Here is a 13,651-nt window from a genome sequence, read left to right as displayed (position 1 = left end):
ACTGATCTGGACCAGAGCGGACGGCTACGGTGAGCGGGAAGCACTGGTTCGGCTTCGGCTTGGGCTTGACCATCCAGGAAGGCGCGCTTCTGGCCAGGTGGAAGGCGTACGGCTGCGGGGAACGACACCGCGTCAGGCCGTGCTCTCGCCTCGGCCCTGTTCTCCCGAAGCTGCCGCGAAGTGACAAGTAGCTCTCTGTAGCGGATCTGGGGTGCGCTCGTCAGCGTTTTCGATCTTCTGGGTTCATCGGGGGCCGTGCTCAGCGACGTTGGTCCGGTCATGACGGCCGGAAGGAGCCCGGGGTGCGCCAGGAGTGGGAGCCGGAGGACCTGATCGAGGTCTGGACGCTGCTGGAGGAGGATCAGGAGCGGCTGCGGAACAAGTCGGGGGCGAACCGGTTGGGGTTCGCGCTGTTACTGAAGTTCTTCGAGGTGGAGGCCCGGTTCCCAGAGAACGCCGAGGAGATCCCGGCGCCGGCGGTGGCGTACGTCGCTCAGCAGGTGAAGGTGGCGGCGGAGGAGTGGGCCGCGTACGACTGGGCGGGGCGGGCGATCAAGCGGCACCGGGTGGAGATCCGGGGCGCGTTCGGCTTCCGCGATTGCACTGAGGAGGACCAGGACCAGCTCGCCGAGTGGCTGGCGGTGGAGCTGTGCGGGGTGGAGCTGTCGAGGGACCGGCTGGCGGAGGCGGTGGTGGTCCGCTGCCGCAAGGACAGGCTGGAGCCGCCGACGCCGGGGCGTATCGCCCGCCTGGTGGGGTCGGCGGTCAGCACCTTCGAGGAACGGTTCTGCGCGACTACGGTGGGCCGGCTGTCGGCGGCGACCCGGTCCCGGCTGGATGACCTGATCGCCGAGGACGCCGACGCGAGTGAGGACAGCACGGGCGGCGGGGGCACGTTCTTCACCGAGCTGAAGGCCGACCCGGGCGCGCTGGGGCTGGACAGCCTCCTGGCGGAGGTGAACAAGCTCCAGCGGGTCCGCGCGCTGGAACTGCCGCCGGAGCTGTTCGGGGACGTGTCGGAGAAGCTGGTGGCCGCCTGGCGGGCACGGGCGTCGAAGGAGTACCCCTCGGACCTGCGGGCGGCGGCCGGCCCGGTGCGGTACACGCTGCTGTCGACGCTGTGCCATGTGCGCCAGACGGAGATCACCGACTCGCTGGTGGAGCTGTTCATCCAGCTCGTGCAGAAGATCAACACGCGCGCGGAGAAGAAGGTAGAGGGCGAGTTCAACAAGGAGATGAAGCGGGTCCGCGGCAAGGAGGGCATCCTGCTGCGGCTGGCGGAGGCGGCGGTTGCCGAGCCGGGCGGCACGGTCCGCAAGGTGATCTATCCGGTGGCCGGGGAGTCGACGCTGAAGGCGCTGGCGGCGGAGGCGGCGGCGAACGAGGCCCGCTACCGGGCCCGGGTGCGGACGGTGCTGCGTTCGTCGTACTCGGGCCACTGGCGGCGGATGCTCTCGCCGCTGCTGAACGCGCTGGAGCTGAAGTGCAACAACACCGCCTACCGGCCGGTGATGGACGCGATTGATCTGCTCAAACGGTATCTGGACCAGCCCATCGCGAAGGAAGGAGCGTTCTTCGACGAGGCGGAGAAGATCCCGCTGAGCGGGGTGGTGCGCGAGGAGTGGCGCAAGGCGGTCGTGGACGAGCGCGGCCGGGTCGAGCGCATCCCGTACGAGTTGTGCGTGCTGGTCAGCCTGCGGGATGCGCTGCGTCGGCGGGAGATTTGGGTGCCGGGCGCGAACCGGTGGCAGAACCCGGAGGACGATCTGCCACCGGACTTCGAGGACAACCGCGACGTGCACTACGACGCGATCCGCCAGCCGCAGGACCCGGAGAAGTTCATCGGGGCCCTTCAGAAGCGGCTGCGCGAGGCCCTGACCCGCTTCGACACGGCGCTGGAGGTGGGCACCACGGGCGGGGTGGACATCGTCAAGAAGCACGGCGAGCCGTGGATCAAGGTCTCGCCGCTGGGCAAGCAGGAGGAGCCGGAGAACCTCGTCGCACTGAAGGCGGAGATCGAACGCCGCTGGGGCACCATCGACCTGATCGACGTCCTCAAGGAGGCCGAGTTCGCCACCGGCTTCACGTCTGAGTTCACCTCGGTCGCCACCAGGGAGGCGGTCCCGAAGGCGGTGCTGCGGCGCCGGCTGCTGCTGGTGCTGTTCGCCCTGGGCACGAACATGGGCATCAAGCGGGTCGCGGTCACCGGCAAGCACGGCGAGAGCGAGGCCGTCCTGCGGCGGGTGCGGCACCTGTTCGTCAACCGGGCCAACCTGCGCTCCGCGCTGGTGCGGCTGGTCAACTCCACCTTCGCCGCCCGCGATGCCGCATGGTGGGGCGAGGGCACCGCCTGCGCGAGCGATTCCAAGAAGTTCGGCTCCTGGTCCAGCAACTTCATGACCGAGTGGCACCAGCGCTACCGCGGCCCCGGGGTGATGATCTACTGGCACGTCGAGAAAAAGTCGCTGTGCGTCTACAGCCAGCTCAAGTCCTGCTCGGCCTCCGAGGTCGCCGCAATGATCGAGGGCGTGCTGCGGCACTGCACGGACGTGGAGATCGACCGGCAGTACACCGACACGCACGGCGCCTCGATCGTCGGGTTCGCCTTCGCCCACATGCTCGGCTTCAACCTGCTGCCCCGGCTGAAGAACGTCGGCTCGGCACGCCTGTACCGGCCGGCGGCCGGTCAGGACGAGACGTGGCCGAACCTGGCGCCGGTGCTGTCGACCAAAACGATCGACTGGGACCTGATCCGCCAGCAGTACGACCAGATCGTGAAGTACACCACCGCCCTGCGCCTGGGCACCGCCGAGGCCGAGCAGGTCCTGCGGCGCTTCACCCGCGGCGGGCCCAAGCACCCCACCTACCGGGCGATCGAAGAACTGGGGCGCGCGGTGCGTACGGCGTTCATCTGCGACTACCTCGCCGACGCCGACCTGCGGCGCGAGATCAACGACGGCCTCCAGGTCGTGGAGAACTGGAACAGCGCCAACCACGACCTGTTCTACGGCAAGGACGGCGACCTGACCGGCTCGGACAAGGAGTCCCAGGAGGTCTCGATGTTGGCGCTGCACCTGCTCCAGTCGGCGCTGGTGTACCTGTTGACTGAACTACCGAGAGAGTTTCCGCAGTTCAGCGGACAGCTCGCGAAGCGGGTGGCTATGGTCCCGGCTCGTGATCGAGAGACATGGGGAAGGCCGGGATCTGCGCTCGCTCGACGTACCACGGGTAGGGTCGCTCCTGGAGACCAGCGATGTGTGGGAGCCGTACCGGCTGCTTGATCCGGCAGGCACGGTCGTCGAGCCAGTCGCGGTGTACCTGAAGGACCTGCAGGGCATCGGACGGCCCGCGACGACACAGCGTTCGTACGGGATGGACCTGCTCCGGTGGTTCCGGTTCCTGTGGGCTGTCGAGGTGCCGTGGGACCAGGCCACCCGGGACGAGGCGCGTGACTTCTCCCGCTGGATCCAGATCAGCGACAAGCCGAACCGCGCCAGCGCTCCTGCCACGGCGGTCCCGAATCCGGTGACGGGCAAGGCCGGCCCGGGCCGCAAGTACGCGCCAGCCACCCGCGGTCACAGCGAGAGCGTGCTCCGCGGCTTCTACGACTTCCACCGCGACGTTGGCTCAGGACCGATGGTCAACCCGTTCCCGCTGGTCAGGTGCGGCAGCAGGGCCCATGCCCACCACAACCCGATGGATCTCCACCGCAATGAACGGTCAGGGCTATACCGCCCTCGACCTGTTCAGCGGGCGCCGCGGTCCATCCCGGACGAGAAGTTCAACGAGGTGTTCGCCCAGCTCGGCTCCAATCGGGACCGGGCTCTGGTGGCCTTCTGGGTGTCCACGGGCGCTCGCGCGTCCGAACTGCTGGGCGCGCACTACGGCGACGCCGATCCAGGCCAGCAGCTGATCACGGTGATCCGCAAGGGAACGCGAGCGATCCAGCAGCTGCCGGCCTCGCCGGACGCCTTCGTCTGGCTTCGCCTCTACCAGGCCCAGATGCACGGCCTGGTGCCGACGAGAGTGGATGATCCCCTGTGGTGGACGCTGCGGCGCCCCTTTACGGCGCTCAGCTACCACGCTGCCTACCGGATGTTCAGCCGGGCGAACGCCGCACTCGGGGCCAACTGGTCGTTGCATGACCTGCGTCACACGGCGGCCTACCGGATGGCCCGCGATCCCAACATGTCGCTCACCGACGTGCAGTGGGTCCTCGGCCACGCCCATCTGAGCACGACTCAGCTCTACCTGAACCCGCTCACCGAGGACGTCATCGCGCAGGCCCTGGCCCACCACGCGCGCGTGGCGGCTGGCACCGTGACGGCGACAACGATACCGAAGGACGGGCCGTCGCCGCTGTCGTACCGGCCAGAAGCGCTGAACATCCTGTTCGGGGAGGGAACCGCGTGATCAGGCAGGTTCTGGCCCCGGAGCGCTCCCCGCAACGGCAGCACAGCCCGGAGGTGACGGCGATGCTGAAGCGCTTCCCACCCCGCCGCCGTGAACGCGCCTGGGCTGCCACTGGGCAGCCGCGCGAGCAGGTGACGGAGCGGCTGCTCGCGGCCCCGTTCGTGCTGGCCTCCCCGGCCTCGCAGTCCCGGCGCCGAACCGGACTGACCAAGACCCTGGCCTGGCTGGAGCAGTTTCCCGGGCAGACATGGCAGGACCGCTGGCACGCCAGCGGCGCGGACGAGGTCGGCAACATCGCCTGGCGGCACCTGGCGACCGCCTGGCTCCAGTCCACCGGCTGGTCCTACCAGGACCCGAAGAAGGACTTCGACGCCCTCGGCAGCGGCATGCTGGTGCTGATCAGCGGCGATGTCATCCGGCCCGGCCTGTCCTGGTTGCTCACCCCGGGCACCGTGCAGATCCTGACCGCCGAGATGGCACGCAGCCGCGACCCACAAGGGTTCGCCGCCCTGGCAGCCGTCTGCCGGAGAGACCCGGCCAACGCCCACACCAAGGACGGCGCGCTGCGGCGGATCGCCACCCTGATGGCGGCCAAGGGCGGCAAGGTCCGCGACATCACGGTCGGGGACTGCCTGGAGCTGGCGGACCACCTGCTCGGCATCGGCAGCCGCTCGATCGACACGAGCGTGTACTTCTACCAGTTGCTGCACGCGACCGAGGTCTTCCCGAGGGAGGCACCGGCGACCGTCCGCCTCCTCGACCCCAAGAACCAGGGCCAGATCAGCGTCGAGCAGATGATCGACCGCTACGGCATCGCCTGCCGACCGGTGCGGGACCTGCTGGTCAACTACCTCCACGAACGCGCGCTTTCCCTCGACTACGTCTCGCTGCGGGCGGTGGCCTTCAGCCTGGGCAAGCTCTTCTGGAAGGACCTGGAGGATCACCACCCGGGCATCGACTCTCTACGCCTGGCCCCGGGTGTCACGGCCGCATGGAAGCATCGGATCGGCCTGAAGACGGTCCGTAACAAGACCGCCGACGGCGAGCTCGTCGAGACGCAGACCCCGCGCGCCGATCGCGGACTCAACCACCTGGCCGTCGTGCGGGCCTTCTACCTAGACCTCGCCCAGTGGGCCATGGACGACCCCGCACGCTGGGGCGTTTGGGCGGCACCTTGTCCCATCCGGGAAGAGGAGATGTCGCGCCGGAAGGAAAAGGGCCGGCCGCAAGTCGCGCATGGATCAGCGGACCCGCGAACGGCTGCCCGTCCTGCCGGTCCTGGCCGCGACCGTCGACGCACAGCGCCGACTGGCAGCCGAGCAGCTGGCAAGCTCCCAGGCCGCCCGCCCGGGGACCGACTTCGTCGCCGCTGGCAAACGCTGGCACCGGCCGACCACCAAGAACCCCGCCGCCAGGGTCTGGGCGGTTGACCCCGACACCGGGCAGCGCCTCGACCTCACCCTGGAGGAGCATCGCGCGTTCTGGTCCTGGGCGATCGTCGAAGTCCTGAGGCACACCGGGATCCGCATCGAGGAGCTGACCGAGCTCTCCCATCACAGCCTGGTCCAATACCGGCTGCCCGGCACCGGAGAGCTCATCCCGCTGCTGCACATCGCCCCGTCCAAGACCGACGCCGAGCGTCTGCTCGTCATCAGCCCCGAGCTCGCCGACGTGCTCAGCACGATCATCAGCCGCATCCGCGGCGAGAACGGCGCCGTCCCGCTCGTGGTCTCCTACGACGGCCACGAACGCGTCTGGAACCCTCCGATGCCGCTGCTGTTCCAGCGCCACGTCGGAGTCGAGAACCGGCCGATCCCGCCGTCCGGGATACGGCAATTGCTCAACGAAGCACTCTCGCGCACCGGACTCTCCGACACCGGCGGCCAGCCGCTGGCCTTCAGCCCCCACGACTTCCGCAGGCTATTCATCACAGACGCGATCATGAACGGCATGCCGCCCCACATCGCCCAACTCGTGGTCGGCCACCGCGACATCAATACCACCACGGGCTACAAGGCGGTCTATCCCGAGGAAGTCATCAACGGCCACCGCGCGTTCATCGCCCGCCGCCGGGCCACCCGCCCCAGCGAGGAATACCGGACCCCCACCGAGGCGGAATGGGAGGAGTTCCTCGGCCACTTCGAACGCCGCCGCGTCGCCCTGGGCGACTGCGGCCGAGCCTACGGAACCAGCTGCGTGCACGAGCATCTGCGATGCAGCCTCCTGCGGCCCGACCCCGACCAACGCCACCGCATCGTCGCCATCCGCGACAACCTGCTCGACCGGATTGCCGAAGCCGAGAAGGAGGGCTGGCTCGGCGAGGTCGACGGACTCAAGGTCAGCCTCGCCGGCGCCGCGGATAAGCTCGCCCAGATCGACCGTCGTTCCCGGCGAAGAACAACCGTCAGTCTCGGCATGCCTAGGACCAGGAGCGAAGATCATTGAGCACCGGCGCAGATCACGAAGAACCGGAGCTCGGACTCAGCACGTGGCCGATCGAGCGCCTTCAGGCGTTCACCGCGGACGCTGACCGCCGGCAGCTTGAAGCAGTACGTATCGTCGCGCAGCAACACGCTTACTACGACTCCGAGCAGCCGCAGGAGGCCCGGCGGCAGTGGGCCAAGTTGTCACTGCTGGCGAACCGGCGCATGCACGGTGACGATCCCGGTAATCCATCGCGCGAGGTCCAACAGGACTTCATGCTCCGAATGTGGGTCATCGACCACCTCGGTCCCGACGATAAGGATCCCGATTGGAGCCCCGAGAGGCTGGCGTCCGACACACTCGATGAGCTGGCTCTCACACTGCCACAGGCCCGTGCTCTCACCAGCAGTTGGCGTGAGCTCCCCATCGAGCAGATCCGCGAGCTACGGCGGCACAAGAACCTGACAGCCCATCTTGAAAGGCTCATGAACCGCCTGCGGCCCGGCCCAGCACGAGATCAACTTCTCCCCTGGGCCGAGGCCCGCCGACTCCTGCCCTGACCTGCCGCTGGCCGATCAGACGCCGTACTGCGGGCCCGCCACGGAGTTCAGAGAACACATCAACACCCTGCTCCTCCAGGACATCCTGAGTGAGAAGAAGTGGCAGAAGCGGCTCACCGATGCCGACCGGCGGGCCCTGTCACCGCTGTTCTGGACCCATGTGAACCCCTACGGCCGGTTCGAGCTGGACATGAACTCCCACCTCGATCTCGCTGCCGCAGTGGCCCTGCTGCCTGGTCCCCGCACCGCGCCCGACCCGCAGGCTTCCACCCGCCCGCAGCGCCCTCACGCTCGACTGCGGGGGGATGAGGAGGTCACGCCGGAGTTTCTTTACTGGGGGGCGTCGATCAGGACGCGCCCGCGACCGCCGGCGTCGATGCGGTCGTGGGCCTTGGCAATGTCGGCGAGCGGGAAGCGGTCGCCGACATCGACGGTGAGGGCGCCGACGGCGGCCGCGGCGGTGAGATCGCGGGCGGCCTGGCGCCTGGCCTCGGCGGGGAAGTCGTCGCTGCCGAGCAGGCGCAGGGTGACGTTGTTGAACAGCAGGGTCCAGAACGGGATCTCGGTGCGGTCGTCGCGGGTGGCGTAGGCGGCGATGACCGCGCCGTTCGCGGCGACGGCGTCGTCCAGGTCGGCGTTGTCGGACAGGGCAACCTCGATGATCCGGTCCACGCCGTCGGGTGCGCGGATCGCGGCGGCGGGGTCGCCTGAGTCGAGGGCGACGGCGTGGGAGACGACTGCGGGGTCGATCCGATTCAGTTCGGTGCCGCGGCGGACGGTGCCGATGACCGTGGCGCCGCCCCAGCGGGCGAGCTGGGCGGCCAGTGAGCCGACCCCGCCGAGGACGCCGTTGACCAGCACCAGTTTGCCGTCGACGGGACCGTCGGCGAAGACAGTGCGGTGCGCGGTGATGCCGGGGATGCCCAGGCTCGCGCCGAGATCGTCGGACAGGTGGTCGGGCAGGGGGACGGCGAGGTCGCCGGGGACGACGGTGTACTGGGCGGCGGTGCCGAAGGGGCGGTAGGACTGGGCGCCGTACACCCACACGCGCGTCCCGACGCGGCGCGTGTCGACGCCGTCGCCGACGGCGTCGATGATGCCGGCGGCGTCGCTGTGCGGGACCACCCGCGGATAGGGCATGGCCGAGCCGGTCCAGCCGCGCCGCTTCTTGGTGTCGCCGGGGTTGGCGCCGGAGACGGTGACGCGGACACGGACCTCACCGGGGCCGGGGGTGGGGTCGGGCAGCTCACCGAACTGGAGCACTTCGGCGGCCGGGCCCTGCTGGTCGTACCAGGAGGCAAGCATGTTCAGTCCTTCCGATCACGGGTGGGTCTGCGGGTGGAGCTGTTCGTCCGCTGCCCGGATGCCGTCGCCGTCCAGGATCTCGTGGAGCCAGGCGCGTTCTGCGCGGCTGGTTGCGCGGGCGGTGAGCAGCATGCCGCGCCGATAGGGGTCGGTGACCTGCTCGGCGCGCAGCGGGGTGTCGCCGTCGTAGAAGAAGCTGGCGGGGGTCTCCAGGAAGTCCAGACGGCGGCGCAGCACGGCGTGCTGCTCGGCACTGTCGGGCAGCAGCGAGAGGAACGCCAGGATCGTGAACCAGCGGGAGAAGTCGGTGATCTCGTGCTCGGCAGGTTCCCGCAGCCGCCGCAGTATGTCCTCGCGTCCTGCCGTGGTCAGGTTCAGCACGTACCGGCCGCCGCCGGCCTCGGGGGCGGGGCGCCGTTCGATGAGGCCAGCCTTCGTCAGCCGGTTGATCGCCGGGTAGAGGGTGCCGTCGCTGACCGGACGGCTGTAGCCGGTCAGGTGCGTGATGCGGCGGCGCAGCTCGTGACCGGGCAGGGGGCCTGCGGCGAGGAAGCCGAGTATCGCGAGTTCAAGCATGACTCCAGGATCACACATCGAAACGATGTGTACATCGTTTCGATGTTACGGTGAATGCGGAGGCGCCTCCTCCGTACCGCCTGCAAGGCCAGCCCGGGCGGGCTGCCCGCCCGGCCGCACAAGGAAGAAGATCATGACTGCCGCTCCCCCCGCCGCCAGGCCCACGTCACCTCCACCGACGGCACAAAGATCGCCGTCACGGTCACCGGCCAGGGCCGCCCTTTGATCGTCTCCCCCGGCGCCCTCAACGCCGCCCAGGACTGGCAGATCCTCGCCGACCTGCTGGCCCCGCACTTCACCACCTACGCGATCGACCGCCGCGGCCGGGGCGCCAGCGGCGACCACAGCGAGCACACCATCCAGCAGGAGGCCGACGACATTGCCGCCATCCTCGACCTCGCCGGCCCTGACGCGATCCTGCTCGGCCACTCCTACGGCGGACTGGTCACCCTCGCTCACGCCCTGCACCAGCTCCCGGCAGCGTTCATCCTCTACGAGCCCCCGATCCCGCTGGGCGGCCCCGTCGGCGGCGACGCCATCGCTCCCTTTGAGGAGGCCGTCCAGGCAGGCGACCTCGATCAGGCCCTCACCCTCGGGCTGCGGAACTTCCTGAAGTTCCCCGACGAGGCCATCGAGGAGTTCCGCCAGACCCCGTTCTGGGCCATCCGTGCGTCCATGACCCCGACATGGGCCCGCGAGATGCGCGCGATGGACAGCTTCGGCGACGACCTCACCCGCTTCGCCACCCTCAACATCCCGACCCTCCTCGTGATCGGCGAACTCAGCCCCCGCTGGCTGACCGACGTCTCCCGCCGCCTGCACAAGGCCCTGCCCGACGCCCGCCTCGTCGAGATCCCCGGCGAAGCCCACGACGCCTTCCTCACGGGCCCCCACGCCCTCGCCGAGGCCATCACCGCCTTCGCCGCCGACCTGCCTCTCTGACCGAAGTCGACGCCCGGCTCTCACAAACGACCCTTTGCGCGAGCAAGATCAACAGCAGGCCACCGAACCCTCGCCGGACCCGGATTCGTTCTCAGAACCCGTTCTCACTCAAAAGCGGGACGGACCCCCTTCTGAGACTTGCATTGTGCGAAAATCCGGGGCCATGACGGACCCTCAGCAGCCTTCCCCGACCGACCGGTCGGACGCGGACGACGTCGAACAGCACACCTGCCCGAAGTGTGACGCGCAGCCCGGCTCGCCGTGCCGCTCGCGCGGTGGCGCGGTGGCCTCCGCCTACCACACCCGCCGCTTCACGATGGTGCCCCGGCTGAAGAAGGCGTTGCGGGTGCCGACCCCCGCCGACCGCGGACCGGGCCGGCCGTGGCGGCCGGGCACCCCGCCCCCGGCGCCGATCGACCCGGCCCTGCCGAGCGCGGACATCCGCATCGGGTACGCCCGCTGCTCGACGCTCGGGCAGGAACTCGACTCCCAGCTCGACGCACTCAGCAAGCACGGCATCCCGAGGGACAAAATCTTCAGCGAGAAGATCAGCACCCGGGTACGGGTCCGGCCGAAGTTCGAGGAGGCACTGCGGACGGCGCGAGAGGTCAAGGCGCACGCCCCGCACTGCCGGGTCATCTTCACCGTCTACGAGATGAAGCGGCTCGGCCGCGACGCCGCCGAACTCACCGCCCTCGCCGACCACCTCACCGCCCACGGCCTGGTCCTGGAGATGCTGGCCGGACCCCTGCCCGGCATCTACGACCCCACCGGTCCAGGGAAGCTGCTCTTCGCGTTCTTCGCAGCGATGGCGGAGACCGAGCGGGAGAACATCCGGGAGTCGACCCTGGAAGGGCTCGACACCGCGGCACGCAAGGGCAAGCACGGCGGCCGGCCGCCAGTCATCACCGAGGACATGCTGCACACCGTGCTCCTCAGGCGGGCGAACGGCGAGTCCGTCGAGCAGATCCAGCCCGACCTGATCATCCCTACCGGCAAGCGCAAGGGGCAGAGCCCGTCCGTCGCCAGCATCTACCGCGCACTCGCCGAGAACGAGAAACGGGTGGCGTACCCCGAAGCCATCGAACAGGCCCACGTCGACTTCGCCGCCCTCACCGGCAGCGAGGTGCCTGAACCTCGCACAGAAGCCAAGGCCCTAACGACACGCTGAGTTACTTGTCACTTCGCGGCAGCTTCGGGAGAACAGGGCCGCCTCACCCGTTCGCCACAAGCCCGACAGCACCTTTCCCCAGCCGCCCGGCCCGCTCGGACACCGCGCCATCAGGGCCGGGGATCGCAAACAGCTCAGGGCCAGCGGTGCGGTCACGCCAAAAAGGGCACCGAAGCGGGTAGGTGCGCGCCGCGTCCCCGACGTTGTCGCCCCGGCGCAGTCGGCGTTCCCCGGGGCAGCTACGTCCGGTAGTGGCGGTGGACTTGCTGGACACTGCTGCGCCAGGCCGTCTGATCACTCCCAACGGGGGCGAAGCCGCGGTGGAGGGGATGAGGATCGCCTGTCTCGGTGGTGATCAGAGCGCTGAGCGCGAGTCCGGGCTGGCCGGGCACGTTCCCGGCCTGACGCAGTGCGGCGCGCTGGCTATCCTCCGACAGCCCCGCCAGGCCCTTGACTGAGGCGCACAGCCGCGGCCAGGTAACGGTCTTGCCCAGTCGGGCCGCGTGTTCGAGGACATCGCGGACCGCGGCGGCCAACTCCGGTTCGGACCGGGCGCGGGCGAAGTCGCTTCGCGCCGTGGTGCGGGCCCGTGGAGGCGAGGCAGGCACCGACGCCTTCGACTGGTGCCTGCCCGGCTCCGGGGCGGGCACGCTGTCGGCGGCTTCGCGCTTCCACCGGGCGATGGCTTCCTGCTGTTGCGGAGTCAGGGAGGACATGACCGGGGCGGCGCACTCCTCCAGCCGGGTCACCCTGCGCCGCAGCCCTTTCCCGCTGATGACGTTGCGTTTGCGCTCCAGGTCGTCCAGCAGTTCCTGAACGCCATTGGAGGAAGCGTGCCTTCCCTGAGCCCGCCCTCGCTTTGGCCTCGGCTGGCTGCGCGCCCTCTCGTGACCCGCCGCCGGCTTGCGGGCGGCGCGCTCGGCGCTCTCGACCCGCTTGGCCGCGAGGGCTTTCCACTCCGCAATCTGCTCTCTCTCCCCAGCCGTGACGAGGTCGCCCGCCTCGGCCAGCGCCCGCACAAGTTTCGCCACCTGGCTGCTCAGCTGGGGCCCGAGAAGGCTGTGGCCGCCATTATGGTTGAGCGCGCCCAGGCCCTTCCGTAAGCGCTTGGCCGCCGCCTCCTTGACGACGCGCTGCGCGACCACCGTGCAGTGCCCGCGGGCCGCCTCGATGGCGGCATCCTCGCTCTCCGTGCGGTCCTCCATCGCTGTGGCCCGTTTCAGCAGCTCGCGGACCGTCGGAGTGTCCTGCGCGCGCACCGCCTCCTCCAAACCGAAGAACAGCGCACGGCGGGCCCGGGTCTCTTCTTCCAGCCAGCGGTGCGCGTCCTGGAGTGCGCGGTCAAGGAGCGCCCGTTGTGACTCATCCACATCGCCCACAGCTTCGATGTCTCGGCAGGCCCGTTCCATCATGGCCACGGACCGCTGTCTTTGTGCGCCGGCCAGGCGGCGCAGCAGCAACTCGACATGGGCCTGCAGGGGAGGCACCCTCTCGACTCTGCCGGGCCGTCCTGTGGGCGGGGGTGTTCGGCGGGCCTGGACGATCCGTTCGACGGCCGGTGTTGTCAGCCCCCGCTCGGACAGGCCGCACTCGGCCAGCCCGAACCACTCGGTGGCCCGTGCAAACGCCTCGGTGCCGAGCCGGACGCGCCGCGTGGTGCCCTCGCTCTCCAGCCGGATACGGTGCACATACCAGCGGTCGACCAGCGTGTCCCGGTCGACCGGCACCGACACCCCCAGCACCGGCTCGCGGCCTTCGTCCCACGAGGGCGGCACCGCCTGGTCCAGGTGCACGCGCAGCGCGCCACGCGGCGACTCGATGTCCACGACCGATCCGATCGGCGCCCCGTCCGGACGGGCGAAGTCGAAGCGGACCTGCGCCCCCTGGTCCTGGAGCCACGTGCGGGCAGCGGCCTTGACGTACAGGTGGTCGGCGCTGGCCACTCCGCGAGCACGCCGCCCACACTCGTGCGGCAGACCATCCGGGCCGGGATGGTGGGCGAAGTGACAGACCCGATCGGTGTAGAGCTTGGTGGTCAGCTGGCCGCCGCAGCCCCCGAGCAGCAGCCCGCACCAGAACGTGTCGTGCTCATGTATCTGACGGAAGACGTCCAGCTCGATCGCTTCCAGGGGCAGCATCAGCGGCTCGTCCGAGTCCGCGCTGCCCAGCACCGCTGTCTGGATCCGCCGCCTGTCCTCCTGCACGAAACCCCCACCTTTCATCCCAACTCATCGTTCCATCAACGGGGTTGAGTATCCAG

At 69.4% G+C, this 13,651-nt stretch carries 10 protein-coding genes and 1 pseudogene; 8 read left to right on the top strand and 3 right to left on the bottom strand.

Annotated elements, in window-relative coordinates:
- Window positions 1-302: 302 nt before the first annotated feature.
- The 6 genes and pseudogenes from OHB04_RS41370 to OHB04_RS42135 all read left to right on the top strand — a co-directional run.
- On the top strand, window positions 303-3,281 hold the full coding sequence (locus OHB04_RS41370; protein ID WP_326693194.1) for a Tn3 family transposase: 2,979 nt from the start codon (window positions 303-305) through the stop codon (window positions 3,279-3,281).
- Window positions 3,256-4,413: a tyrosine-type recombinase/integrase gene (locus tag OHB04_RS41365; RefSeq protein WP_326693195.1), complete on the top strand. Its 1,158-nt coding sequence runs from the start codon at window positions 3,256-3,258 to the stop codon at window positions 4,411-4,413. Before OHB04_RS41370 ends, OHB04_RS41365 begins: the two co-directional genes overlap by 26 nt.
- Window positions 4,410-5,843, top strand: coding sequence for a hypothetical protein (locus tag OHB04_RS41360; RefSeq protein ID WP_326693196.1), 1,434 nt, complete (start codon window positions 4,410-4,412; stop codon window positions 5,841-5,843). The genes OHB04_RS41365 and OHB04_RS41360 overlap by 4 nt, the downstream gene beginning before the upstream one ends.
- Entirely contained in the window at window positions 5,737-6,858 is a 1,122-nt protein-coding gene (locus OHB04_RS41355; protein ID WP_326809672.1) for a tyrosine-type recombinase/integrase, read from the top strand. Before OHB04_RS41360 ends, OHB04_RS41355 begins: the two co-directional genes overlap by 107 nt.
- Complete coding sequence (locus OHB04_RS41350; protein WP_326693197.1) at window positions 6,855-7,397, top strand: hypothetical protein; 543 nt, start codon at window positions 6,855-6,857, stop codon at window positions 7,395-7,397. The genes OHB04_RS41355 and OHB04_RS41350 overlap by 4 nt, the downstream gene beginning before the upstream one ends.
- Window positions 7,354-7,566: pseudogene (locus OHB04_RS42135) on the top strand (Tn3 family transposase); the annotation flags it as partial. The gene OHB04_RS41350 and the pseudogene OHB04_RS42135, both read left to right, overlap by 44 nt.
- Window positions 7,567-7,727: 161 nt before the next feature.
- On the opposite strand, the gene OHB04_RS41345 reads toward OHB04_RS42135, so the two are convergent.
- Complete coding sequence (locus OHB04_RS41345; RefSeq protein WP_326693198.1) at window positions 7,728-8,702, bottom strand: NADPH:quinone reductase; 975 nt, start codon at window positions 8,700-8,702, stop codon at window positions 7,728-7,730.
- A gap of 15 nt (window positions 8,703-8,717) precedes the next feature.
- Window positions 8,718-9,278 carry a PadR family transcriptional regulator gene (locus tag OHB04_RS41340; RefSeq protein WP_326693199.1) on the bottom strand — a complete coding sequence of 187 codons (561 nt, stop codon included), beginning with the start codon at window positions 9,276-9,278 and terminating at the stop codon, window positions 8,718-8,720.
- A 54-nt stretch (window positions 9,279-9,332) separates the two neighbouring features.
- Here OHB04_RS41340 and OHB04_RS41335 point away from each other — a divergent pair, with 54 nt between their 5' ends.
- Window positions 9,333-10,220: an alpha/beta fold hydrolase gene (locus OHB04_RS41335; RefSeq protein ID WP_326809666.1), complete on the top strand. Its 888-nt coding sequence runs from the start codon at window positions 9,333-9,335 to the stop codon at window positions 10,218-10,220.
- Window positions 10,221-10,383: 163 nt separating this feature from the next.
- Entirely contained in the window at window positions 10,384-11,391 is a 1,008-nt protein-coding gene (locus OHB04_RS41330; RefSeq protein WP_326809665.1) for a recombinase family protein, read from the top strand.
- Window positions 11,392-11,630: 239 nt separating this feature from the next.
- On the opposite strand, the gene OHB04_RS41325 is transcribed toward OHB04_RS41330, so the two are convergent.
- On the bottom strand, window positions 11,631-13,595 hold the full coding sequence (locus tag OHB04_RS41325) for a hypothetical protein (RefSeq protein ID WP_326693202.1): 1,965 nt from the start codon (window positions 13,593-13,595) through the stop codon (window positions 11,631-11,633).
- Window positions 13,596-13,651 lie beyond the last annotated feature (56 nt).

The sequence above is a fragment of the Streptomyces sp. NBC_01775 genome, assembly GCF_035917675.1.
Lineage (GTDB): Bacteria > Actinomycetota > Actinomycetes > Streptomycetales > Streptomycetaceae > Streptomyces.
This window is presented reverse-complemented; position numbering and strand designations above follow the sequence as displayed.